General features: G+C 23.5%; 32 protein-coding genes. 30 read left to right on the top strand and 2 right to left on the bottom strand.

Features of this window, described 5'->3' with window-relative positions; translation table 4 throughout:
* Positions 1-3 precede the first annotated feature (3 nt).
* The 8 genes from AAHM95_RS02765 to rlmB all read left to right on the top strand — a co-directional run bounded on the left by AAHM95_RS02765 (position 4) and on the right by rlmB (position 7,217).
* Positions 4-228, top strand: a complete 225-nt coding sequence (locus AAHM95_RS02765; RefSeq protein ID WP_342274032.1) for a uracil-DNA glycosylase — start codon at positions 4-6, stop codon at positions 226-228.
* 9 nt (positions 229-237) lie between these two features.
* Positions 238-675 (top strand): uracil-DNA glycosylase, encoded by a 438-nt coding sequence (locus AAHM95_RS02760; protein ID WP_342274368.1) that lies wholly within the window; start codon positions 238-240, stop codon positions 673-675.
* A 110-nt stretch (positions 676-785) separates the two neighbouring features.
* On the top strand, positions 786-1,733 hold the full coding sequence (locus AAHM95_RS02755) for a hypothetical protein (protein WP_281748707.1): 948 nt from the start codon (positions 786-788) through the stop codon (positions 1,731-1,733).
* 18 nt (positions 1,734-1,751) lie between these two features.
* Positions 1,752-2,876, top strand: a complete 1,125-nt coding sequence (locus tag AAHM95_RS02750) for a Mur ligase family protein (RefSeq protein WP_342274031.1) — start codon at positions 1,752-1,754, stop codon at positions 2,874-2,876.
* Entirely contained in the window at positions 2,877-3,587 is a 711-nt protein-coding gene (locus AAHM95_RS02745; protein WP_342274030.1) for an ECF transporter S component family protein, read from the top strand.
* A 200-nt stretch (positions 3,588-3,787) separates the two neighbouring features.
* On the top strand, positions 3,788-4,948 hold the full coding sequence (locus AAHM95_RS02740; RefSeq protein WP_342274029.1) for a hypothetical protein: 1,161 nt from the start codon (positions 3,788-3,790) through the stop codon (positions 4,946-4,948).
* A 184-nt stretch (positions 4,949-5,132) separates the two neighbouring features.
* Complete coding sequence (gene cysS / locus AAHM95_RS02735; protein ID WP_342274028.1) at positions 5,133-6,464, top strand: cysteine--tRNA ligase; 1,332 nt, start codon at positions 5,133-5,135, stop codon at positions 6,462-6,464.
* A gap of 12 nt (positions 6,465-6,476) precedes the next feature.
* Entirely contained in the window at positions 6,477-7,217 is a 741-nt protein-coding gene (gene rlmB, locus AAHM95_RS02730; RefSeq protein WP_342274027.1) for a 23S rRNA (guanosine(2251)-2'-O)-methyltransferase RlmB, read from the top strand.
* Positions 7,218-7,252: 35 nt separating this feature from the next.
* On the opposite strand, the gene AAHM95_RS02725 is transcribed toward rlmB, so the two are convergent.
* Positions 7,253-7,807, bottom strand: a complete 555-nt coding sequence (locus tag AAHM95_RS02725) for a hypothetical protein (protein WP_338961609.1) — start codon at positions 7,805-7,807, stop codon at positions 7,253-7,255.
* A gap of 279 nt (positions 7,808-8,086) precedes the next feature.
* Here AAHM95_RS02725 and AAHM95_RS02720 point away from each other — a divergent pair, with 279 nt between their 5' ends.
* The 15 genes from AAHM95_RS02720 (at position 8,087) to AAHM95_RS02650 (ending at position 19,710) form a co-directional block, all read left to right on the top strand.
* Complete coding sequence (locus AAHM95_RS02720; protein ID WP_342274026.1) at positions 8,087-8,929, top strand: ankyrin repeat domain-containing protein; 843 nt, start codon at positions 8,087-8,089, stop codon at positions 8,927-8,929.
* Positions 8,930-9,040: 111 nt separating this feature from the next.
* Complete coding sequence (locus AAHM95_RS02715) at positions 9,041-9,298, top strand: hypothetical protein (RefSeq protein ID WP_338975645.1); 258 nt, start codon at positions 9,041-9,043, stop codon at positions 9,296-9,298.
* Between the two features lie 107 nt (positions 9,299-9,405).
* Positions 9,406-9,954 carry a hypothetical protein gene (locus AAHM95_RS02710; RefSeq protein WP_338974386.1) on the top strand — a complete coding sequence of 183 codons (549 nt, stop codon included), beginning with the start codon at positions 9,406-9,408 and terminating at the stop codon, positions 9,952-9,954.
* A gap of 194 nt (positions 9,955-10,148) precedes the next feature.
* On the top strand, positions 10,149-12,212 hold the full coding sequence (locus AAHM95_RS02705; protein ID WP_342274025.1) for a hypothetical protein: 2,064 nt from the start codon (positions 10,149-10,151) through the stop codon (positions 12,210-12,212).
* A 22-nt stretch (positions 12,213-12,234) separates the two neighbouring features.
* Positions 12,235-12,723, top strand: a complete 489-nt coding sequence (locus tag AAHM95_RS02700) for an AAA family ATPase (protein WP_342274024.1) — start codon at positions 12,235-12,237, stop codon at positions 12,721-12,723.
* On the top strand, positions 12,705-13,367 hold the full coding sequence (locus AAHM95_RS02695) for an AAA family ATPase (RefSeq protein WP_342274367.1): 663 nt from the start codon (positions 12,705-12,707) through the stop codon (positions 13,365-13,367). Before AAHM95_RS02700 ends, AAHM95_RS02695 begins: the two co-directional genes overlap by 19 nt.
* A gap of 131 nt (positions 13,368-13,498) precedes the next feature.
* Positions 13,499-14,830 carry a hypothetical protein gene (locus AAHM95_RS02690; protein WP_342274023.1) on the top strand — a complete coding sequence of 444 codons (1,332 nt, stop codon included), beginning with the start codon at positions 13,499-13,501 and terminating at the stop codon, positions 14,828-14,830.
* A gap of 72 nt (positions 14,831-14,902) precedes the next feature.
* Positions 14,903-16,000 (top strand): hypothetical protein, encoded by a 1,098-nt coding sequence (locus tag AAHM95_RS02685; RefSeq protein ID WP_339042004.1) that lies wholly within the window; start codon positions 14,903-14,905, stop codon positions 15,998-16,000.
* A 212-nt stretch (positions 16,001-16,212) separates the two neighbouring features.
* Entirely contained in the window at positions 16,213-16,362 is a 150-nt protein-coding gene (rpmG, locus tag AAHM95_RS02680) for a 50S ribosomal protein L33 (RefSeq protein ID WP_174481441.1), read from the top strand.
* 11 nt (positions 16,363-16,373) lie between these two features.
* The gene (gene secE, locus AAHM95_RS02675) at positions 16,374-16,805 is read left to right on the top strand and encodes a preprotein translocase subunit SecE (protein WP_174481440.1); all 432 of its coding nucleotides are present in this window, start codon (positions 16,374-16,376) and stop codon (positions 16,803-16,805) included.
* A 19-nt stretch (positions 16,806-16,824) separates the two neighbouring features.
* Complete coding sequence (gene nusG / locus AAHM95_RS02670; RefSeq protein WP_339042008.1) at positions 16,825-17,457, top strand: transcription termination/antitermination protein NusG; 633 nt, start codon at positions 16,825-16,827, stop codon at positions 17,455-17,457.
* A 180-nt stretch (positions 17,458-17,637) separates the two neighbouring features.
* Positions 17,638-18,084, top strand: coding sequence for a 50S ribosomal protein L11 (gene rplK / locus AAHM95_RS02665; RefSeq protein WP_342274022.1), 447 nt, complete (start codon positions 17,638-17,640; stop codon positions 18,082-18,084).
* Between the two features lies 1 nt (position 18,085).
* Positions 18,086-18,766 (top strand): 50S ribosomal protein L1, encoded by a 681-nt coding sequence (gene rplA / locus AAHM95_RS02660; RefSeq protein WP_342274021.1) that lies wholly within the window; start codon positions 18,086-18,088, stop codon positions 18,764-18,766.
* 178 nt (positions 18,767-18,944) lie between these two features.
* Positions 18,945-19,325, top strand: a complete 381-nt coding sequence (locus tag AAHM95_RS02655) for a hypothetical protein (RefSeq protein WP_338974398.1) — start codon at positions 18,945-18,947, stop codon at positions 19,323-19,325.
* A gap of 19 nt (positions 19,326-19,344) precedes the next feature.
* A complete protein-coding gene (locus AAHM95_RS02650) occupies positions 19,345-19,710 on the top strand; it encodes a hypothetical protein (protein ID WP_281748740.1) in 366 nt (121 codons plus the stop codon).
* 770 nt (positions 19,711-20,480) lie between these two features.
* Here AAHM95_RS02650 and AAHM95_RS02645 read toward each other — a convergent pair.
* Positions 20,481-21,598, bottom strand: a protein-coding gene (locus tag AAHM95_RS02645) for an IS3 family transposase (protein WP_342274020.1) whose coding sequence is annotated in 2 segments (ribosomal slippage) — positions 20,481-21,328 and positions 21,328-21,598 — 1,119 coding nt in all. Because the reading frame shifts where the segments join, the coding sequence is not laid out codon by codon here.
* A gap of 261 nt (positions 21,599-21,859) precedes the next feature.
* On the opposite strand from AAHM95_RS02645, the gene AAHM95_RS02640 reads away from it, so the two are divergent.
* The 7 genes from AAHM95_RS02640 (at position 21,860) to AAHM95_RS02610 (ending at position 25,257) form a co-directional block, all read left to right on the top strand.
* The gene (locus AAHM95_RS02640; protein WP_338976085.1) at positions 21,860-22,021 is read left to right on the top strand and encodes a hypothetical protein; all 162 of its coding nucleotides are present in this window, start codon (positions 21,860-21,862) and stop codon (positions 22,019-22,021) included.
* A 94-nt stretch (positions 22,022-22,115) separates the two neighbouring features.
* Entirely contained in the window at positions 22,116-22,352 is a 237-nt protein-coding gene (locus tag AAHM95_RS02635) for a hypothetical protein (RefSeq protein ID WP_338976087.1), read from the top strand.
* 105 nt (positions 22,353-22,457) lie between these two features.
* Entirely contained in the window at positions 22,458-23,270 is an 813-nt protein-coding gene (locus AAHM95_RS02630) for a hypothetical protein (RefSeq protein ID WP_342274019.1), read from the top strand.
* 16 nt (positions 23,271-23,286) lie between these two features.
* Positions 23,287-23,445, top strand: coding sequence for a hypothetical protein (locus AAHM95_RS02625; protein WP_281749444.1), 159 nt, complete (start codon positions 23,287-23,289; stop codon positions 23,443-23,445).
* A gap of 33 nt (positions 23,446-23,478) precedes the next feature.
* Entirely contained in the window at positions 23,479-23,667 is a 189-nt protein-coding gene (locus AAHM95_RS02620) for a hypothetical protein (protein WP_174480113.1), read from the top strand.
* A 15-nt stretch (positions 23,668-23,682) separates the two neighbouring features.
* Positions 23,683-24,057 carry a hypothetical protein gene (locus tag AAHM95_RS02615; RefSeq protein ID WP_338961095.1) on the top strand — a complete coding sequence of 125 codons (375 nt, stop codon included), beginning with the start codon at positions 23,683-23,685 and terminating at the stop codon, positions 24,055-24,057.
* 18 nt (positions 24,058-24,075) lie between these two features.
* A complete protein-coding gene (locus AAHM95_RS02610; protein WP_342274018.1) occupies positions 24,076-25,257 on the top strand; it encodes a hypothetical protein in 1,182 nt (393 codons plus the stop codon).
* Positions 25,258-25,262: the final 5 nt, after the last annotated feature.

Genomic DNA, 25,262 nt, shown 5'->3' with positions numbered 1-25,262 from the left:
GAAATGTATAATAAAACTTTATTTGTTGATTCCTCATGATTAGAATTTTTTCAACAAGAATATAAAGAAACATATTTTACTAAATTATTAGAAGATATTAAAAAAGAATATCAGACTTATCTTTGTTATCCTCAATGAGAAGAAATATTTCAAGCTTTTAAAATAACTCCTTTATCAAAGGTTAAAGTAATAATATTAGGTCAAGATCCTTATCATCAGCCAAATTAAGCTCATGGTTTAGCATTTAGTGTTAAAACAAATACTCCATTACCACCAAGTTTAAAAAACATTTTTCAAGAACTAAAAAATGATTTAAATATTGAAAAAGATAATGATGGTAATTTAACAACTTGAGCTAAACAGGGAGTTTTGCTTTTAAATACAACTTTAACTGTCAGACAAAGTCAACCTAATAGTCATTTACAATATCAATGAGTAACTTTTACTGATCATGTTTTATCATTTTTAAATTTAAACTGTACTAATCTTGTTTTTATTTTATGAGGTAAAAATGCAAGAAATAAAAAAATGTTAATTGACACAGAAAAACATTTTATTATTGAGAGTGCACATTCTTCACCTTTAAGTGCTTATAATGGTTTTTTTAATTCAAGACCATTTAGCAAAACTAATAATTGATTGATTTCAAAAAATAAAACTCCCATTAAGTGATAAAAATAAAAAAATACTAATTTTATTATATGTATTTAAGCAAACAATGTTATGATATATTTGTTAAAATTAATATAGTTTTAAAGAATATTTCGGGAATGGTGGTTATTTAAATGCCCAATAATTTAATATTTAATCACATATTTTCTCAACGATATGATTTAAATACCTTAAATTTATTTAGTAGATCTACAGCTATTTATTTAATTATTACTTTAAGTAGCATAATGTTAGCATATATTTTAATGAATAGTTTTTGAAAATGATTTCGTAAAGATAAATATAAAGGTGTTCGTTTTACTACTAAAAATATTGCTTATATAACAATGTTATCTTCGGTATCAGTTGTGGCAACTATTATTGTTTCTATTACGATACCCATTACAGTATTACCACCAATTAGAATTGCTTTTGAGGGTTTAATGATTAAAATAACCGGTTATATGTTTGGTCCAATTATAGGTATTATTTGTGCTGCAGTAACGGATATTTTAGTAATGTTATTTGTTCCTTCATATATTAGCATTTATTATATGTTTTGTATTATTTTCACTGGTTTTTTGGCAGGAATTGCTGGAATATTTAAAGTAAAACTAAAAGATTATCCATGAGTTATTTTTGCTTTAATTAATTTTTTTATTATTTTCTTTGCTGGTGGTGGCATGTATATTGTTATTTCAGGTAAGCAATCATCATATTCTATGTCAGGAATTATTGTTAATAAATATGTTCTGGCTAGTATTATGGGTGGTGGTGGCATTATTGGCCTATTAAGTATTTATAGTGTTTTATTTTATTATTTATTGAAAAAAGAAATTTATAGAATTAAAGAAATTTTACCAATTATTTTATTAGCGGTAGTAGCCGAGTATGTAACAACAGTGCTTATAGCCTCCTATGCTGATATGACTTTATTTGATCCTAATGCCAAGGATTATGGAGTAACAGCAATTATGAGAATTGTGCAAGCGCCTCTTAAAATTATAATTAATTCAATTATAATTTATGTGACTTGAAGAACTGTTAATCCTTTAATTAATATTGATAATAATAATTATTAAATAAAGGATTTTAAAAATATGAATGAAGAATTTTTTAAAAAAATATCTAAATATTCAAATAAAGATTGTTTAAAAAAATTAAAAATTATTACTCCAAAGTATTTAAACAATAATATTAAGTATATTCATGTAACTGGAACAAACGGTAAAGGTTCAGTATCGCGTTTAATTTTTGCTATATTATCACAAACCTTAAAACAAAAAATTGGTTTGTTTACTTCTCCCCATATTGAGTTTGTTAATGAACGAATTATTGTTAATGATAGAATGATTAGTAATCAAGATTTAGTTCGTATTAGAGACTTGATTTTTGATGATATTGAATATTATCAATTAGGTTTTTTTGGTATTTTAACTTTAATTGCATTAATTTATTTTCAAGAACAAAATGTGCAATGAGTAATAATTGAAGTTGGGATTGGTGGAAAAATTGATCCTACAAATATCATTGATGCAACATATGCTATTATCACTTCAATTGGTAAAGATCATCAAGATAGACTTGATAAAACTACATCTGAAATATTACATCAAAAATTGGGAATAGTAAAATCAACGACAAAAAATCTTTTTATTTCAGGTAATTTAAATAATAAATTAAAAAAGCAAATCGATATGGAAGGTTATAAACCTATATATTCTCCAAGATTAATCAATCAACCATACTATCAAGAAAATAAAGAATTAGTTTTAACAGTAATTTCAAAAACATTTTTAGAAATTAATATTAAACAAGCTTTAAAAATCATTAATAATACTAATATTAGATTACGATTTGAGAAATATCAAATTAATGATAAAACTATTTATTTTGATGCTGCTCATAATATTGATGGTATTAAAGCATTAATTAAAACGCTAAAAATTAATAAAATTATTCCTCAACAAATTATATTTTCTTGTTTAAAAAATAAATATCCACAAAAATTAATTAGTTGTTTAAAAAAAGTCTCAGATAATATTATTATTTGTAGTAATAGTAATTTAAATAGTATTACTGGTGAATTTTTTGATTATCAAAAAATGATTAAATGTAGCCCTCATAAAATAATTTTAATTACGGGTTCTTGTTATTTTTTAGCAGATGTTTATAATTATTTAAGAACAAAGAAAATAATTATGATAAAAAAGGGTGGTAATTAAATGAATGTATTGTTATTGAATATAATTGGTGGAGTGTTAATTTTAATTACTTTTTTATTAATCACAGTTTTTGATTATAAAGATAATAAAAAAAAGATAAAGCAAATAAAATTTATTTGCTTAAGTGGAATAATGTTAGCATTAGCTGTTTCTTTAAATACAACAGGTGCTTTAATGTTAAAAAGTTTACCATTTTCTAAATATTTTGAAATTAAATTGGGTAATTTTATATTAGTTTTAATAGGTTTCTTTTGTGGTGGAATATTAGGTTTTCTTAGTGGTATTGCCAGTGATTTTTTAGGTTTATTATTTAGTACTGGTGGTGCATCACCATGTTTATTTTTTACTTTTACTAGTATTTTATGATGTATATTACCTTACTATTTAGTATTAAATTTTAGTAAAATTTATTATAGTAAAAAGACATTTTATTGATATTTGCCAATTGCTTATGCTATTACTTCATTAATTATTACTGGTACTGATCCTATTGCATTAAAAATATTATTTCCTGGATTACCACCTTTATGATTAATGTATTTTCCATTAAGAGTTATAAAATATCCTATTGATTTAACGGTTAATGTTTTTTTAATTGTTACTTGTTATTCTGCATTAAAGAAAACTTTAAATTTAGAAAATCAATTTAAAAAATATTATTTCGCTACAGATCCGCAATCTTTACAATATAATAGAGTACCTGAAGAATAAACCAAAAAATAATTATTTAATTAAAATTTCTGATATTTTTTGTAACATTTTTAAATTTATCTCTTTATTGAGAATATATTAAATTAATAGTAATTTTTTAATATTACTATTTTAATTTTAATAGCATGTTTATTTTTATTGATATAGAAATCATGTAAAATGATTGTATTAAAATATTAAAGATTAGGTGGTAAAGATATATGAAGAAATTACTAAGTAGTCTAGCAGTAGTAACTTTAATTGGAGTAACAAGTATAAGTGTCGTCACTTGTGGTGGAGAAAGACCTTCACCAGTAGAAAAAACTGATTTAAATACAGTTATTATTAAAAAGGAATTAGGTATTATTTACATTGGTCAATTGGACAAACCAAATAAATCTGAAATTTTAAAAGCTATTAAAGATAAAAATAAAGAAGCAATTGATCTAACTGAAGATGATTTTGATATTAAAAGTTTTATTGACACTGCAAAAATCATTATTAATGGTAAAGGTACTTATAAAAACGAAGTTTCTTTAAGTTGTACTATTACTAATTTTAAAAAAATTTCTAATTGAGAAGATAATAATGGTGCAGTTCATGCTCTAGTAAATATTAATGGTGTGCTTTATGTGGGAACATCAATTGCTAATAAAAAGGGAAATTTATATAAAATAAATACTAATGATATTAATGCTAAGATTGAGCCAGTATCTGGTTGAAAAGATACTAATGGTGAAGTTCATGTTTTAGTAAGTACTAATAATGGTGAAGTTTATGTTGGAGCAAAAGATACTAAAGGTGGAAAATTATATAAAATTAATAGTTATGATAAAGTTACTGATCTTACTAGTTGAACTGCTAGTAATGGTGTAGCTTTAAGTATATTAAATGTTAATGGTACAGTTTATGTTGGAACAATAACTAGCAATGGTAATGGAAGATTATATAAAAGCGATACTGGTGATACTTTTAAAAAAGTTTCTAATTGAAAAGATAATAATGGTGAAGTTCATGCTCTAGTAAATATTAATGGTGTGCTTTATGTGGGAACATCAATTGCTAATAAAAAGGGAAATTTATATAAAATAAATACTAATGATATTAATGCTAAGATTGAGCCAGTATCTGGTTGAAAAGATACTAATGGTGAAGTTTCAAGTTTAACAAATGTTGATAGTACACTTTATGTAGGAATAAAAAATAATAATGGTGAAGGAAAAATATATAAAAGTAAAGCTGATAAAAGTTTTGGATTGATGCTTGATTGAGAGAATACTAATGGTGCAGTTTGAAGTTTAACAAATATTAATGATACTATTTATATAGGAACAATAACTTCTGCTAATAAAGGAAATTTATATATAACTGAAAAAAAATAAAAACATAAAAATGATATCTATCAAAAATTATGAAATTTCAAATAATTAATACTTTTTTAATTATTAATGATTCTCTTTGTTAAAGAGAGTTTTAAATTTAAAAAATTATTTTGTTACAGATTGATATTCTTTACAGTATAATAGAGTATATGAAAACTAAACTTTATTAAGAAGGGTTAATTAAATGATTAAAATTTATGATAGTTTTTCACAAAGATTGCAACCGCTTGCCCCTAATAAAAAGCAAGTTAATATGTATTTATGTGGTCCTACTGTTTATAACTATATTCATGTTGGCAATATTCGTGGTGTACTTGTTTTTGATGTTTTACATCGTTTGTTAATTGATCAAAATTATAAAATAAATTATGTTCATAATATTACTGATATTGATGATAAAATTATTAAGAAAGCTGCGGATTTAAAAATAACAGAACAACAAGTTACTAAAAAATATACGTTAGCATATTATGAAGACTTAGAAAAATTAAATATTATTTCTCCTACAAAATTACCAAAAGTAAGTGAATATATTTCAAAGATTATTGAATTTATTAATAAATTAATTATTAAAGATTATGCATATGTTACTGCTGGTGATGTTTATTTTAAAGTTAATAAGTTAAAAGATTATGGAAGTTTGGCACATAAAAATATTGAAGATTTAATTCCAAATTTTAGAATTAAAAATTTAGTTGCTAAAGAAAATAATCTAGATTTTGCTTTGTGAAAATCAACAACAATAGGTATTAGTTGAAATAGTCCATGAGGAAAAGGAAGACCTGGTTGACATACTGAGTGTGCTTGTTTTGTTGAGGCTTTATTTAATGGTCAAACTATTGATTTACATGGTGGTGGTGTTGATTTAAAATTTCCTCATCATGAAAATGAACGAGCTCAATTTGTTTCAGTTAATAATAAAAAAATATCAAATATTTGATGACATAATGGTCATGTTAATATTGCTAATGAAAAAATGTCAAAATCTTTAAATAATTTTATTTTGGTTAAAGAATTTTGTCAGCAATATCATCCAAATGTATTGCGATATTTAATATTAAATCGTGATCATCAACAACCAATTGATTTTAATAAGGAAACAATTGAAAATGGATTAGTGTCAACAAAAAAATATGAAAATGTTTTAAAACAATGAACATATCAAATATTTATTAACAATATAATATGTAATAATAATCATCATTCAATTTATTATCAACAAATTATTAAAAATTTATCAAATAATATTGATACAACCAATACTATTACTTTAATTGAAAATATGATTAAAAAATTAAATGAAGCACTTATTAAAAAAAATTTTAATGAAGAATTTCAAGAAATTTTTTATACTTTTACCTTTGCTTTAAAAATATTAGGATTTGATTTTAAAGTTGGTAATTATTCTGAAAAAATTAAAAATAAAATTAAAATATGAGAACAACTAAAAAAGGAAAAACAATACCAAGAAGCTGATAAAATTCGTCAAGAATTAAAAGATTTGAATATTATTTAAAGGAGCAAAATTATGGCATTACAATATATTTATGGTTATCACCCTATTATTGCTGCATTATCAACATCGTCATTAATAAAAATTAAAAAAGTTTTTTTAGTTCAAGATAAGTACCAAGAATTGAAAAAAGATTTAAAAAGTGTAAATATTCCTTATGAAATTATTAGTTTACAAGCAATGAATAATTTATTAGGTACTACTAAACATCAAAATATTGCTGCTAATGTTAAAGACTATCAATATTTTTCTTTTGATGAATTAATTAATATTGATTCAACATCTAAATTTTTAAGAATTTTAATTTTAGATCGTATTTCTGATCCACATAATTTTGGTTCAATGTTAAGAATTGCAGCGGGTAATGACTTTGATGGTGTAATTGTTTTAAATCGTAATCAATCTGAAATAAATGGTGCAGTTGCAAAGGCTGCAGCTGGTGCTCTAAGTATTATTCCAGTTTGTCAAGTTAATAATTTAATTTCCGCAATTAATAATTTACAAGAAAAATATAAATTTTGAATTTTGGCTGCTGCTAAAACAGCAAAAGCAATTGATTATTTTACTATTGATTGTAGTAGCAACTTAGCATTAATTATTGGTAATGAAGGTGAAGGGATAAGTCCAAAGTTATTAAAACATACCGATTATATTGTTCAAATACCAATAAGTCCAAAAATAGAATCATTTAATGCTAGCGTTGCTTGTGGTATTATTGCAAACTATATTTACGTTGAAACGTTAAAATTATCGTAAATTTTAAGAACTTATATTTTTTTAAAAAGATACTTTTATATTTTAGGTGTAAATGTTTTTTCTTTATTTATTAGATTTGGTTCTGAAAATTTTCATTTTTTTTCTTTTAAATTTTTGCATATATTTATTTGATCAATTAAATGGTTTTCTAATTCTTTACAATTGTTTTTAATATTTGTATAGTCAGAATTTATCTTATTTATTTTATTATTAACACATTTGTTTTTATCTTTAATTCAAAAAGTAAAAAATTTAATAAAAAAATTTTTATATTTATTTATTTTACTTTTTTCTAATTGTTCTATTTTTGTTGTTATTTTCTTTTCTAACATTTCTTCCAAAGCTCAAATTTTTGATCTTAGTTCTAAAATATTTGAAGAAAGTAATATTATTTTGGGAGTGTTATTATTTTCATTAGTTAATTTTTCTAATTCTTTATCTTTTTCTTCACTTAATTTTTTTAATTTTGATAATATTTTTTGTTCATTGTAGAAGAAAAAAAACTCGTTATTTTCAATATCTGTACTGTTATTACTTGGATAATGATTTTTTCTACGTTTAAATAAGTTTTTTAAAATATTTAAATACATTTGTTTCACATTTTCCTTTCAAAATAAAAAAACTCATTTACTTTTTATGAAAGTAATGAGTTAAAAAACTTATTATTAAGTTTTATAAATATTATATATTATTATAAAATTTATTTGTTAAAGTAACTATTAACATAAAGTTGATAATAACATAAGTAGTTTATTATTCTTTAAATTAATCAAATATGTAATGTCAAAAAATTACAAAAATAATTATTTTTATGATAGTTTTTTAAAAAATAAGTGATTTTTATTTTTTGAAAGGAAAATGTGAATAGTATGCAACTAGTAAATGAACTGTTAATTGAAACAGTTGAAGTTGGTGATTTGGAAGCACTTAAAGTTTTATTGGCAAGTGCTGCTGCTGTTAATTATGAAAGTCAAAAAAATGGCAATAGACCTTTAATGTTAGCTGCTGAAAGTGGTTTTTTGGAGGTAGTTAAAGTTTTACTGGAAAATGGTGCTGCTGTTAATTATGAAAATAGATATGGTAGTGCCTCTTTAATGTTTGCTGCTGAATATGGTCATTTGGAGGTAGTTAAGGTTTTATTGGCAAGTGCTGCTGCTGTTAATTATGAAAGTCAAAAAAATGGCAATAGACCTTTAATGTTAGCTACTAGAAGGGGTAATTTTGAGATAGTTAAGCATTTAATAGATAACGGTGCTGATATTAGTTATAAAGATTGTGATGGTAATACGCCTTTAATGTTTGCTGCTGAAAATGGAAGAATTGAAATTTTTAATATTTTATTATTATACAAAGCTCATGTTTATCATAAAAATCAAGGTGGTTTTACTGCTTTAACTTGCTCTATTAAAAATAAAAATTTAATAATAAAAACATTTAAAGAATTTCTAAAATTTAAAAATGAAATAATGATTTTTAAAGGAAATTGTTATGAAAAAATAATCTATATTATAAAGGGAGATGATGATAATTGATTAGAAAAAGAAGAATCAGTAATAGAGTCATTAGAATATTTGCAAAATGAAATTAAAAAATTAAATGAAAAAAATAATTCAAATATTGAAATTTTTTGACAAAAAGAAGTTATTAATAGTTTAGTATTTGATGAACTAAATTATTCATTACTACATATAGCGGTAATAAATGATTGATAAAAATTAGTAACTTATTTAATTAATAAATGACCAATTGATGTTGATTATAAAGATAACTCAGGAAATTCAGCATGAAATCACGCTTGTTTACTATTACAAAAAGAAATTGCTTTGACAATTAAAAATTATGATCAGTTAACTATTGAAAATAAAATGTTTTTAAAAGATTTTTTTAGTTTATCATCAAATTGAAATCAAAATCAAGAACAGGAAATTGACAAAGTGGCTAATGAAACTAGAAGAGAAATATTTAAGTACTACATACCACAAACAGAAGTAGAAATCTTTAAAGATAAGATAAATTTGTTAGATTCATCATCAATAGTGAGTCAAACAACTATTAAACGTGATTATGGATCAAATATGTAATATTAAGAATTTCAAAATTAAATACTAATACATCATAACTTTAAATAATTAGTTGATTAGTAATTCATAATTAGTTTGTTATTTGAAATATTTAGGAGGATTTAATTATGAATGATAATGAATTGATTTATTTGTATTGTATTGAAAACAATGAATTTGCTTTTAATTTTTTATATAAAAAATATGAATTGAAAAATGATTTTTTTTTACGAAATATTATTAAAAAGTTTTTTGCTATTCCTTTGGAAACAAATGATTTAAAATCAACTTTTTATTTTATTTTTTTAAAGGCAATTTTTAAATTTCAAGAAAGAAAAAACAAGTCATTTCAAAATTTTTTATATTATGAAGTAAAATGAGGAGTATTTACTTATGTTAAAAGTTTTTTAAATAATAATCATAAAATTATTAATTGTGCCTTAAAATATAATGATTATTTATATCAAAAAAATGATTATGAATATACTTCATTTTTGGAAGAAGTTATTAGTATTACAAATTTTACTACTAATGAAAATGAAGTTTTAAAATTAAAGCGAAGAGGATATAATGTTCATCAAATTATGAAAAAATTAAATTTAAGCTATAAGCAAGTTGATAATGCTTGAACACGAGTAAAGTTAAAATTAAAAAATAGTTACAAAAAATATATTTAATAAAAATTACTATGATAGAATTAAGACAACAATAAAATTTATATTTTAATTTTATTTTTTTAATTTTAAAAATTAATTTATAAGTTTTATTGTTATATTTATTATTTATATAATTTAGCTGTTGCTTTGTAGTGATTTTTTAATCATTATAAATTTTTTTTGTGTTTTATTATCGATTTTTGGTGGAGGAAATAATGTATAAAATTGGCATTAATCAAAATGAAAAATCAAATTATAAGCAAAAACCTAATGTTAAGCAAGAAAAAAAACATTGGTTTAAAATTTTTTCTTTGTTATTTGTTGTGGTTGTTTTAATTATTACTACTATGATTTTAATAATTGCAAATAATCAATGAAATAGTGCCATAAATACTAATAATTCCAACAACTGAAATCCTAATCAAGATAAAACTTGAGAAGATTATTATAAGAATAATTGTCCAACAAATAAAAAATATAATTTGATAGATTACAAGGATAAATTAAACAATATTAGTTTAATATCTACTGATAAAAAACTAAAAAATTTTTATCTTAGTGATTTATTAAAAAAGATTGATAATGTGTTACAAATAAATAAAATAGATATTCCTAATAATTTTTTTGTACATTTACCAGTAAATCCAGCTATTAATATTAAAATTAATGATGAAAATGCACTTAAAAATAATTTTTCAATAAAAATACCATCTTATAAAGAAAAAATAAAACAGTTTAAAATTGAAATGAGTGTTAATCAATTTGGTAGTAATTATGGTTTGTTTCCTTGTGACTTAAATTTCAATTTTAGTGTTGAAAATGATGTTATTCCGGAAAAATTTAATATTTTTGATTTAGACAATAGAATTACAATTCCATCACAAACAGTAGTAATGTCAGATGCTACAAAAGGAACTAAAAATGAAATAGAATCTCAAGTTAATAAAATTATTGAAGAGAAATTTTTAGAAGAAATTAATAAAGAAAAATCATTATCAGATAAAGTAACAAAAAGTGATTTTGTTATTAATTATGATTCAATAAAAAATTTTGATAATTATATGATAAAAAAGAAAATAACAGTTGTTATTTGTGCTAAAAATAGTAGTGAAATTATTAAAGGTCAATTAAATATTAATTTTAATGTTCAAGGTAGTTGAACAAAAAAATCATTATCTGTTATTAAAACAGTATTGGAAAATGATGAAAGTGTAATTAATCAATTAATAACTATTGAAGATAATACTAATGTTAGCAAAGTGGATATTGATAATCATATTGCTTTCCTTGTTAGTAAAAAAATAAATGAGTTTGGTAAGCAAAAATGACATCAAGATTTTAATGATCAAGATTATATTATTACTAGTAATGCGATTACTGGAAATTATCAAAAACCAAAATCTATAATAGTAACAATTGTTGCTAAAAATCAATTGCAAGATACTATCCAATTGATAATTAATCTAACAGCCAATAATACCGTAAAATCTTTATTTGCTATTAAGTCATCATTGGAAAATGATGAAAGCATAAATACTGAACAAATAGATGTTATTGATGATACTAATGTTAGCAAAGTGGATATTGATAATCATATTGCTTTCCTTGTTAGTAAAAAAATAAATGAGTTTGGTAAGCAAAAATGACATCAAGATTTTAATGATCAAGATTATATTATTACTAGTAATGCGATTACTGGAAATTATCAAAAACCAAAATCTATAATAGTAACAATTGTTGGTAAAAATCAATTGCAAGATACTATCGAGTTTTCAATAAATATTCAATGTCAAAATAAAGAACCAAATGAAAAAATTTTTAAAAATAACAATTTTAATGTTAAAGATTTAAATTCTATTGAATTATATCCAAATGTTCTTCCTAGTGGTGTAATATATCCAATTACTTTTAAAGATAATTCTATTTCACTTATTTCACTATTATTTCAAGAAGCTATTAATGATATGAATAATTTTTCTCCTACTAATGACATTAATTTAGAAATGAATATAGGAATTAATATTGATGGCGATAACTATCAAATTCATTTTCAAAAGACAATTAATTTTGATATCATAAAAAAGATAAATAATATTGAACTTGTTAGTGTTTCTGAACAAAATGATAAATATCAGCATTTAAAAAACATTGGTATCATTATTAAATATGATGATGATAAAGAATATAAAATGCTTCAATCCTTGGACGTTAATATTAAAAATAATAATTTAACCTTTATTAATTTTAGTTCTATTGTTAAAATAACTTCACGACGTTAAATTAAAAACAAAGGTGATGAGTATGGATAAGCCGCTGGCAACAATATTAAGACCAACTACCGTTAATGATATAATTGGTCAAAGTCATTTGATAAATGATAAAAATGGAATTATTAATCGAATATTAAATGAGAAGTTTTTAACATCATTAATATTTTATGGTAATCCAGGAACAGGCAAAACCACTATTGCTCAAGCACTAGCTAATGATTTAAAATGTGAATTTGGAGTATTTAATGCTGCCATTGATAAAAAAGAAAATTTAGAAAAATTAATTAAAATAGCACAAAATACTAAACCTTATATAATTATAATTGAAGAAATACAACGCATGAATCGTGATCGTCAAGATTTATTATTACAATATTTAGAACATGGCAATTTTATTTTAATGGCTTGCACTACTGAAAATCCTTATTTTGTAATTAATCCAGCTTTACGAAGTAGATGTCTATTATTAGAATTAAAGCCAATTAGTAATGAAGAAATGTTATTAGGCTTAACAAAATAATTACTAATAATTCATTTTTTAATTTTAATATTAGTGATGAAATTTTAGAAAAAATCTGTAATTTAGCAACCGGTGATTTACGAATAGCAATTAATATTTTAGAAATATTAATAAAATTATATCCTAATGAAATCATAACTATTGATATTATTAATGCTATTATGCCTAAAGCAAGTAATTGAAATGCTAAAGAGGGAAATGAACATCATGATTTAAAGTCAGCATTACAAAAATCAATTAGAGGCAGTGATGTTAATGCTGCTTTGCATTATTTAGCAAGGTTATTAGCAACTGGTGATTATGAAGTTTTATTAAGAAGAATGTTGATTATTGTTTACGAAGATATTGGACTTGCTAATCCCGCTTTAGCAATTAGGGTAAAAACTGCTATTGATACTTTTCGTCAAATTGGTATGCCTGAAGGTATAATTCCGCTTGGTTTAGTAGTTATTGAAATGGCACTTAGTGAGAAATCAAATAGTGCTAATTTGGCAGTACAAAAAGCATATAGTGATGTTTTACAAGGAAAAATATATCCAATTCCTGATTATTTGAAGCATAATTGATCTAAAACATTAAAAAAATCAGTAGGTAAAGGTAAATTATATAAATTTCCACATGATTATGCTAACGATTATGTATAACAACAGTATTTGCCAACAAAGTTAAAAGATACGAAATATTATCAACCAAAACTTCATAACATTTATGAAAAAAAATAAATGAAATTTATAATAGATTTACTAAAAAATAAAATTCTGAGGTGCAAAATAAAATGTTAAAAAATAAACATTTATGGTTGGGACTTAGTTTAACATTAGCAACCACTAATATTGTTGCTAACACTAGTATTACTAATAATTTAACAAGTATTAATAAATTAAAACAAGAAAATAAAAATAAAACTGAAACTAATGAAGTTGTTACTAATACTACGTATGGTAATTTAAGTAATAGTACTATTTTAAATAGTCAGAATGAAAATGGAATATATCATCTTTTTGATGTTAAAAGCATTATTGATAATCCAAGTTTAGAACCTTATGTAAAAGATATTTATATTGAGAATTTTAAATTAACTTATAACCCTGAAAAGATAAATAAAGATGTTATTAATGAGTTTGATAAAGAAATTGCTGCTATTAATTATAAAGAAGAACAATTAACAAGTACTAATGATTTGCAAATTTTTCAAAAACAAAACTTGAGCAAAATATCAACAACAGCTTATATTTCAAATAAAAACTCTAAAAGTAATTTTACTTTTATTCAATTTGGTGGTGCTAATACTCATATATCATTAACTGGAACAAAAGGTATTATTGATGCAATTAAGAACTATGATAATTTAAGTGAAACATTGGGATTATATTATATTGCTCAATCTCATTCAAAAAATAGTAGGGGAATTTGTCTTGACTTTGTTAAACAATTTATTACTAAAAGTAGTTTAAAAAATAATGAGAGCACTGCAGAAAAAATTTCTGAAAATATTTTCAATAATATGATTGATAGTCCAAATTTAGAATCTGTTATTAATAATTTTTCAATTGAAAATAATAGTAAAAAGATAAGTATTAGATATTTAGTTGATAGTACTGGTAACATTATTAGCGTTGGATATTTACAATATGATAGCAAAAATTTGGATACTAATAATAATTTAACATTAAGTCATAGTTTTCCAAAAGATGGAGGAAAACTAATAGATTATAATTCAGAAATAACTACGCTTTTAAAATGAAGTGATTATGCTGATTCATGAAATAATTTTATGTTTTTATATCCAACAATTTTTGCTAATTCGACAAACAGTATAACTTATAGTGTTATGGATAATACAACAACAATTAAAAGTAATGAACTAAACTTTAATACCAAAAAAATTCAAGACAAAGATAATCAATTACCAGTTTGACGAGTAGTAAATCAGCCACCTGCAGGTCATAAATCACAAGGATTAGTTATTTATATATTTATGTGACATGATGAAAACACTATATATCAACAACTTAGAAGTAGTTCTATATCTCGTGCTTTTGATATTGGGCCATCTTTCTCAATAAATATTAGTAAGTGAACGATTAGTAATATTATTAATGAATAATTATGTATCATCTTATCAATAAAATTAAAAATTTAATTTAAAACTACTTTAACTATGAAAGGAATAAATAAAATGAAAATAAATAAAGAAGAAACATGAAAAGAAGTACAAAAAGTCTTGAATAATCTTCATGGTCCAGTTAGAGCAGGAGCATTAAGTGCACAAAATTGAAGTAATACGACAACAGGAGTTCTACTAACAATAGCAGGACTTAAGTCTGTTACTAGGGATAGTAATATTGAAAAACGTTACCAATTAATTAAAAGTGGAGTAGCTGATATATTATATGCTGCATTTGGTGGTTGAGTTATTTGACAAGCGTATAATTTAAATGAAACTGGTGGTAGTACAACTACCGAGCCAAATTTACCCACTTTTCCTACTTTACCACCAAATAATGAAAGACTTTATTCTGAAATTGCTGAACAATTAACAGAAGATGCTGTAAGTAATGAATTAACTCCAGAAATGATTTCTATTGCATTAAATAAATTATTTACTGGTACAAATGGATTAGTTAAAGTGCTTAGTGGAATATCAGGTTTTGATTTATATAAAATTCAAAAAGTAACAAAAACTATTGAATACTTAAAATCACTTACTACTTTTGCAACTGCAGGCATTAATTTTACAAATGGTAATATTGTGGGAGGAAATTTAATGTCAATTTCAGCAATGATGGATGTTAGTCATACATATTTTTCTACAATGAGTAAATCTAATACTTCAAATAGTAAAGAGGAAATTATTATTAAAATTATTAATGAAAGAAAAGAACACATTACAAAAAGTTTTTCTTTATATAAAGGTATTTTGAGTAATAAAGATTTAAAGGAAATATATGAGTATTTAGAAAAAAATAATTGAGATAAGTTTGAAATGAGACATTCAGATAAAACAATTCCTAGTTTTGTTAAACTCGGAAAAATAAAAGATTGAAGACCAACATTAACAATGTTTAAAGAATGAATAGATAATTATACTCCCGAAAATAAAAAGGTAGAATTAGTAACAGAGATTGAAGATAATAGTCAACAGGAAAGAATAAAGTTAAAAATTCCTGATTATGAGTTTGAGCCGGAATTTGTTACAAATGCAAATAATGATATGTCAGAAGTTATCATAGAACCTAATGAAAGACAACCACTTTTAGGAAGTATTAATAGTTAATTAAAATTATTTTTTATATTATAATGTTTTTTAAAAAAACATTATTTTTTATTTATTATTTTATTTTTTCTTGTACAATTATTTTAGAAATGATGAATTTTAAAGAAAGATTAAAAATTTAACTTTGTTTTTAAAATAAAAATATTTTAAAATTGACACTTATTTTAAATAATAATATAATTAAAAATGGTTAAATTTTCTAGGTGAATTTAATGAACGAAAAAATAATTTTAATTTGTACTGTGTGTTTAAATCGTAATTATCATACATACAAAAATAAGATTAAATATAAAGAGCGTATGGAACTAAAAAAATATTGTGAACATTGTCAAAAACATACTTTACATAAGGAATCACGTTAGGAGAAATTTTCATGAGTGCAGAAGACAAATCAAAAGAAAAACCAAAAATTAATCCTGAAAAATTGGCTCTTTTAAAAAGTAAATTTAATATTTTACGTAAAATTAAACCTTTAAGAACAAAAAGAACTTCTGAAGGAAAACCAAGTTTTGATCCACGAACAGCCGATAAAAATAAAAAGGTTAATATTAGCGAAATTTGAGAAAAAGAACGTAAAAATCGTACGCCTGAAGAACGTTTTTATTATAAAAAAGAAGCGAGAACTTATCATAAATATTTTTTCTTATACTTATCAAGAGAAATTAGAAGAACTCGTTGAACACCAAGAAAACAATTAAATAATAAATTTATTACAACAGTATTATTTATTGCTGTCTTAGCACTATTCTTTTATGGAATTGAGCAGTTATTACTATTTGTATTACCTTTATTAAAAATAATGTAAAAAATGGAGATGCCAAAAAATGAGCGAAAGAATAAAAAAAGAAACCCCTTTAGTGAAAACTACATCATTAGAAGAAACACATAAACATCGAATTGAGCAAGCACAATGATATATTGTTAATTGTAACAAAGGTCATGAAGATAAAGTTGCTGCTGATTTGAAAAATAAAATTGAAAAAAAATTAAATTTAAAAGATAATATTTTTCAAGTTAGGGTTGTTAAAGAAGCAATACCAGATAAAGATAAAAAAATAACTGAAAAAAATATTTTTCCTGGTTATATTTTTGTTCATATGATTTTAACCGAAGATACTTGATATGATATTCGTAATACAACAGGGATTAATGGTTTTATTGGTTCTAGTGGTAAAGGTGTACCACCGACTCCACTTTCTACTAAAGAAGTTAATGAAATGTTATATCGTAATTCTAAAAATTCATCACAACCTAAAGTTAAAGAGACAAAAAAAAATATTCGTGATTTTGAGTTAAATGATTTTGTTCATATTACTTCTGGTGCTTTACAAGGCCGAGAAGGACAAGTTATTAAATTAGATGAAGATAAGGGTGTTGCAACAGTTTCTGTTGATATGTTTGGTCGTCAAACCGAAATTAAAGTAGAATATGATAGTTGTAAAAAAATTAAAGTTTAGTTTAAATTATTTAATTTTTATGTAAAATAAAATTAAAATATATTTGACTACTAATTATAATGATGTTATTATTTGTAAAGTACTATTTATATATATATAAATAGACTTTAATTATGTTTAAACTTGTGGAAGATTTATTCGTTTGGACCACAGTGAGAATCCATTTAGGAGGAGTTGCTCATGGCAGATAAAAAAAATATTAATCGTGAAGGTATTATTCAATTACCAGCTGGTAGTGCCAAACCAGGTGCTAGTTTAGCATCATTCGGTATTGATATGCCACGTTTTTGTAGAGAATTTAACGATAAAACCAAAGATCAAAAAGATGATGTTAATCCAGTTCCAATTCCAGTTTTTATTACAGCATATAAAGATAAAACTTTTGACTTTAAAATAAAAACTGCACCAACAACATTTCTTTTAAAAAGAGCATTGAAACTTGCAAAAGGTTCATCAAATGCTAAATTAACAAAAGTAGGAACACTTACTATTGCTCAAATCACAGAAATTGCTCAAATTAAATTACCTGATTTAAATGCTTATTCTTTAGAAGATGCAATTAAAATTGTTGTAGGAACAGCCAAGAATATGGGTATTACTGTTGAAGATGGAAAGCAAGGTGTTTAATATGAATAGAAGTAAAAGATATCTTGCAGTTGCAAAATTAGTTGATAACACTAAAGTTTATCCAATTGATCGTGCTTTAGAATTAGCTAAACAAACTTCATCATTAAAATTTGATGCAACAGTTGAAGCAGCATTTCGTTTAAATGTTGATCCAAGACATGCTGATCAAATGTTACGTGGTTCTATTGTTTTACCAGCAGGGACCGGAAAAACACAACGTGTTTTAGTAATAACTACTACTAAACAAAAAGAGGCAATGGAAAGTCAAGCTGATTTTGTTGGTGGTAAGGAAATGATTGAAAAAATTCAAAAAGGTTGATTTGATTTTGATGTTATTATTGCAACACCCGAAATGATGGGTGAATTAGGAAAAATTGGTAGAGTATTAGGACCAAAAGGGTTAATGCCTACAGCAAAACTAGGAACAGTAACAATGGATGTTCAAAAAGCAATAGCTGATATTCGTAAAGGTAAAGTTGAATATCGTGTTGATAAACAAGGTAATATTCATGTTATTCTTGGTAAAGTATCATTTGCACAAGAAGAGTTAAAAGATAATTATTTAGCAATTCTTAACACTTTAAGAAAAGTTAAACCCGCAGCAGTTAAGGGTGCTTATATTAAAAATATAAGTATTACTACAGCAATGGGCCCTGGTATTAAAGTATTAATTGAAGAATAATATAATAATATAGAAAAAATCATTAGTAAAAGTACTAATGATTTTTTTATGTTTTTATTCATAATTTTTTTAATATTTAAAAAAATTTTACGCTATAATTTATTTATTGTGATAATACCAATTAATACATTATTTTGGTAAAACAATAAAATAATTAGGTAGTAAAGGAGAAACCTTAATGAAAAATCTTATAAATCTTTTTAAGAAACAAAATTGAGGAATAAAAATTGGCTTTGCTTCACTGGTAATTAGTTTGCTCTGTTTAGCATTAGGACTAATTTTAATTGCAACAGCCAATTTTAAAGCCCCAAGTGGAGGAAGTTCACAATATGCCGGAAATGGCTTTCATGCTATTTCTGTATGAGGACTTGATAGTTTTCTAAGCAAAGCTGGCTATGATCAAATGTGAACAGATGCTACTAGTGATAAACTTTTAACTTATCCTCTTGCGCAAGTAGTTGTCGGAATTGTATTTACAGTAATTTTAACTGCTATCTTTCTTGGTGTTAGTGTTTTATCTTTAATATTTGGTTATTTTAAACGTTGATTATATTCTTAGTGTTTAGTAAGTGTTAAATATGGATAAAAATGTAGAATATAAAAAAGTTACATCTTGGGATTGAAAGCAAAAACTAGGATTATTCTTATGTATTTTAACTTTGCTTTTTCTAATAATTAGTTTAATACTATTTGGAACAGCTATTTTTAATGATCACTATAATAATTTTCTTGGTAACGGTTTTTGAAGTTTAAAACACTATGGTATTATTAATTTGTTTTATAATTGAGATCAACTAGATATAGAAGCGGCTAAAAATACTTATGTTTCTCATCCTTTTGAACAAGTTTATTTTGCAATTATTTTTTTAATCATTATTGTACCAATATGTTTTGTTCTTGGAGTTAGTTTATTAGTTAGAGGATGATGAAAGTCAAGAATTTAATATATAATTACTTCATAAATTTATTTATAGTAAAATTTAATAATCATTATTGGACGGTTGTCAAATTTACGAAATAATTAATTATCATATTAGTAACTTATTTCCAAAAATGAATTATTTGAAAAATAATGAAAATTAGACAAAATTACTCTCTTTAACCCTTAAATTTTTAAATTTATATTCGATGTATTTTAAAAAATATACATTTAAAAAAAATAAAAATTATTCTCAAAGTTATTAAGGAAAAGACAAGAAATAATCTTGTCTTTTTTTGTAATTGTAAAATTTTAAAATTTTTAATAACCCTCTTTAACGCTATTATCAACACGTGTTAGGGAACTAAAAAAGTGAACTACAACACAGTTGTTAAAAATAGTAGCTAGCATGTGGACTTGCATGGATAAATAAAAAGTGGAGTGATACCTAATAAAATATACTAACCATTTAATGGTAATTCTTGGGGTGGGAGCGAATTGGAAACTAGTATATATAGACCTGTTGTAGGGACCTATTGTATTAATTCTATTCTTTATTTAACCAACCTTGCCACTCCCCAGTGAGCAAGTGTTGGTTTTATTTTTTATTTTTTTGAAAAAATTTTTGAGCCCAGAATTTCTGGAATGAATAAAACTAATAATAGTATTATTAATAATTTAAAAATCAAAATATATGTCCTGGAATGGCAACCCTTTTTAGGACTATTTTTTGGTAGACATTTGTTTTTGATAACTAATTGGAGTTAGGTAGTGGAATGGCAACCCTTTTTAGGACTATTTTTTGGTAGACATTTGTTTTTGATAACTAATTGGAGTTAGGTAGTTTAGAGTACTGTGAATTCTTATGTTGTTATATCAATTGATGTAATCAAATAATTTTAATTTTAATTGGATTAATGATGTAAAATTTTTATCATTAATAAATTCAATTTTGAAAGTTTTAAAAGTTGCTTCAGCAACAGCATTGTCATAAGGACATCCTTTTTTGCTTAAAGATCGAGTTATGTTGAAAGCTAATAAAAGTTTATCAATAGTTTTATTATTGAATTCATTACCGCGATCAGTATGAAATATTTCAATATCTTTTAAACAGTGATTTGATTGCATAAATGCTTGATATACTAATGATGCATCTTTTTTAACTCCAACACTATGTCCAATAATTTCGCGGTTAAATAGGTCGATTAATAGGCAAATATAGTTTCATTTACCATTAACTTGAACATAAGTTAAATCACTAACAATAACTTCATTTTTAATTCTATTATTAAAGTTTCTATTAACAAGATTGGTTATTTGACTATCATTGACTTTATTATGATAATTTTTGAATGATAATTTAGTGTATTTTGATATTAAATTATGCTTATTCATAATTTCTTTAATTTTTCTGCGTGATAAATAAATTTCTTGGTTTGCTAGTATGACTTTTAATCTTCTAGTACCATAAACTTCTTTATTTTCTTTAAAAGCACTAATAACAGCTTGTTCATAAATATTATTTTGAATTTTATTTTTTTTCTTTAAATTAAAATAATATGTTGATTTAGAGAGTTTTAAAAAATGACACATTGTGCGAATTTTATATTTAGATTTATTATTTGCAATAATCTCTACTTTCTGCCTATTATTAGTGCTGCTTGCTTTAAAATATCAATTTCCATTCGTAACTGTTTTAATTCTTTATTTGCTTGAATTAATTGTTTTTCTAAATCTGAAAGATTATCTTTAGTTTTAAAACTACCTGAATTAGTAAATTGCTTAATTCAATTGTAAGTAGCTGCTCTTGTAACATTGTATTCTTTAGCAAGGCAAGATACTGATTTGCCACTTTGATATAAAGCTACTATTTGTTTTTTAAATTCATCTGAATATGAGTTAATAGTGACCATAATTATAATTCCTTTCTTTTAACTAATTTGTTCACTTGTCTATGCAATTAGTGTCCAATAAAGTGTAACCCATCCATGATTTCAATCAAAAGCAGATACTTATGCAAATATATTAGAATATTTAGAAAGTAATGAATTTTATAATGATAATAAAAATTAAAAAGAATAATAAATGTGGTTATGGTAGAGTTTTTGCTCATAAATGTAATAACTTATGTAAACAAAAACAAAATAAAAGAGTTAGGAAAGAAAGGTTAAATTATGAATAAAGAAAAATTAATTAAAGATTTAGAAGAACGAATAACATGACTTACAAATGAAATATCTAATGTTAAATATTTTAAACAAATAGAATTTTATATATGAGAAAAAATATGTTTAAAAAATCTATTAATTAAAATTGAACAAGGAGAATTTGACTAATGTGTTTTTGTTATGAAGATGAAGCAATAAAATGTGATAAAGGATATTGTGATAACTGTTGTGAAAAATATTGTAATCAAGGAGATGAACATTAATGATAATATTACCTACTTTGTTTGAAAATAAAGATGAAATTGAAATATTGTCACCATTTCCAAAATCAATTCATACCAGTAATGATATTAGAGCAATTATTTTAAGACAATACCCAAATGTTAAATCAAAACACATAATTGTTTCTGACCCAGAAAGTAATGTTGCATTAATAGTTGGTGATAATGATGTTTATCAAGGTTGAATTAAAGTAACCATTAAAAAATTAGAAAATTAAAAAAATTAAAATTAGAATTCATGAATTTGAATTATATGATTATCAAGTAAATACTTTATTAGATATTGTAAGAGAAATGTTAAAAGCAAATAAAGGAGAATAGAAATGGAAACAAATAATTATACATTAACAAAAATAATACGCTCTTCAATAAGTCCTATTTGTGCAATGATTGGTACAAGTGCTTATTATGGTCAAGTAATAAGTAATCCATTATTAGGTTCAATTAATAGTTTATTATTTGGTAAAAAATTAGGTTTAGATATATGAAATTTAAATCAAAGACCAAATACTAAAACTAAATTAATTAATAGTTCTAAAAAAATCTTATTAGGTTTAGGAACAATTGGTTTAGCAAATTATAGTAAATGAACAGAAAATAATATTAATCCTATTATTCCAACAACACCAATGCCAATAACTACTACAACTACAACTGAGGGTCCTCCATGATTATTATTAAATAAACAAGAACATCAGTCATTAATGGATTGAGATACTTATATTTCATTAAATGCTTATGGTATTTCAAATCTTATTAGTGGATTAACTGAGTTAATACCTAATAAATTTGAAGCGATAAGAAAGATTTGTAATATGGCTACTGGTGGATGTTTAATATCAAGTGGTGTTGCAATGGGAATTAATAATGATTTTAATAATGCTTATGCAGTACCTACTATTATTGCTGGTGCAAGTGAAATAATCAATAATTTACTACCTATGGAAACAACACATCATAATCAAGAAATGCAAGAAACATCATTTAATGATGAAACTACAAGATTAATTAATGATAATAGATTTACTATTAATAGTGAAACAACTAGTCAATATGGTAGTGATAATATGAGCGAAGTACCATTAAATAATGATAATGCTTCATTAAATTGAGATTATAATCACATGAGTTTATAAAGGAGGTGAATAATTTATGAATAAAGAAAAAATAATTGAATATTATAATCAGGAAATAAAAACATATAAAGAAAGAATAGAAGAATTCAATAAAGAAATATCTGTATTAGTAGAAATTATAAGTAATTCACAATCAATGATTGAAAGAATTAATGGTGGTCAATTTGATGAATAATTAAAAATAAACAATTGAAAGGAAAATATTCAGATGAAAGAATTTTTACATGAATTAATAATTATTGGAACAAGTGTTGGAACATTAATTTGCAGAGAAATTATTGTTTTATTAAAAAGATTTATCACAACTCCAAAACATGTTAGAGCAAATAACAAAATTATAAAACATCAAAAAAAATTAGCAAAATTAAATGAAAAAATTAATAAAGAAAATAAATAATAAAGGGTGATGTAAATGTTAGAAAATGAAGATAATGTTCAACAAACAACTGAACCTTTAACTGAAAATAATGCTCAACAAGAAATAGAAAATAAAGTTAATGAAGCAGAAAATAAGTTAAATAAACTTAATCAAGAAATTAAAGAAAAAGAAATAATTAATATATTTAAAAAATATCAAGTTAAAACTGAATTTTATGATTTTTTAAAATTTAAAACTAATAATTTAGAAAATTCAAAAATTGAAGAAACTATTAAAAAAATTATTAAAGAACAACCAGTATTTAAAGAAATAATTAATACAGGTGGTAAACAACAAACAATAATAACAAATCAACAAAATTCAATAAAAAGTACATTATTGGATTATAAAAAAAATAATAATTTATAACAGAAAGGAAATCAAAAAATGGCAATACAATTCAATAAAAATTTAGATAATACCGAAAAATTAGTAGAAGCACCAGAGTTTATAGAATTTTATAAACAATCAAATTCACCATGAGCAAGTTTTTTTCCTATCGAAATGGTTAATTCAACAAAAATTGAATTTATAGTTAAAAAACCAAAAAATTCAGAAATTAAAGTATTAAAATGAAATGATAAAAGCAAAGGATTAGATGTTAGTTATGCTGAAACTGTTAAAATTTTAAAAGAAATTAAAGAAGAAGCGGTTACGGGTGAAATAATTGCTAATGTTGATTTAAATGCTGAAAATGGACAAAATTTATTAAATACAATGCAATATGAAGTTGCTAATGACTTAGCAGATTATTTAGCAAATAATGATACAAATGTAATTGCAAAATATGCAACTAAAATAGACATTACTGATAAAACACCATTAGGATATTTAAAATCAATGTTAGATGCTTGAAATACTTTATTTCAACTAAGAAATAGTAATAATTGTCGTTTTTTTATTACTAATAATCTTTATGATACTATTGTTTATTTAGCCAATAATAAAGGTCTAATTACTGATAATCAAATTGCTCAACAATTAAGATTAAATGGAAATGATTTATACATCAAAGGTGTACTATGTCAAATTGTAATGGATGATTATATGACATTTACTGATAATAATGAAACTAAAATTATGTCTTTTGTTTTAGCAACACCAAGAGCAATGAAAAGATATATGTTACAAAATACAGTTGTATATGTTCAAGATATTGCTGATGGTAAAGTTGGAAGAAGATATTTAGTTGGTGGAGAAGTAACTGGTGAATCAATACCCTATATAACAGATGAAGAAACAACTTCACGCTGAATGTTATGTGCAATTGTTAATAATGATAAAAATGATTTAAAAACTAAAATTGCAAGTTTAACAACTGATATTACTGCAAATGTTAATAACAATAATAGTGAATTAAATACACAAATAAAAAGTACTAATGAACTTAAATCATTAAATCCTAATTTAACAAATCCAACTATTAAATATTTTAGTGATGCACAAGGAAAAACTAATGTAAGTAATCAAAAACAAAAAGTAGGTGACTTATATATAACCATTACTGCTAATGTTAATGACTTAAATTATAAAGGAACAACAAATCCAATTAAAATAACTCTTAAATAAAGGAA

The organism is Spiroplasma endosymbiont of Phycita roborella (assembly GCF_964031195.1).
Taxonomy (GTDB): domain Bacteria; phylum Bacillota_I; class Bacilli_A; order Mycoplasmatales; family VBWQ01; genus Spiroplasma_E; species Spiroplasma_E ixodetis_A.
The sequence above is the reverse complement of the archived record's forward strand: the minus strand, read 5'-3'. Positions and strand labels throughout refer to the sequence as shown.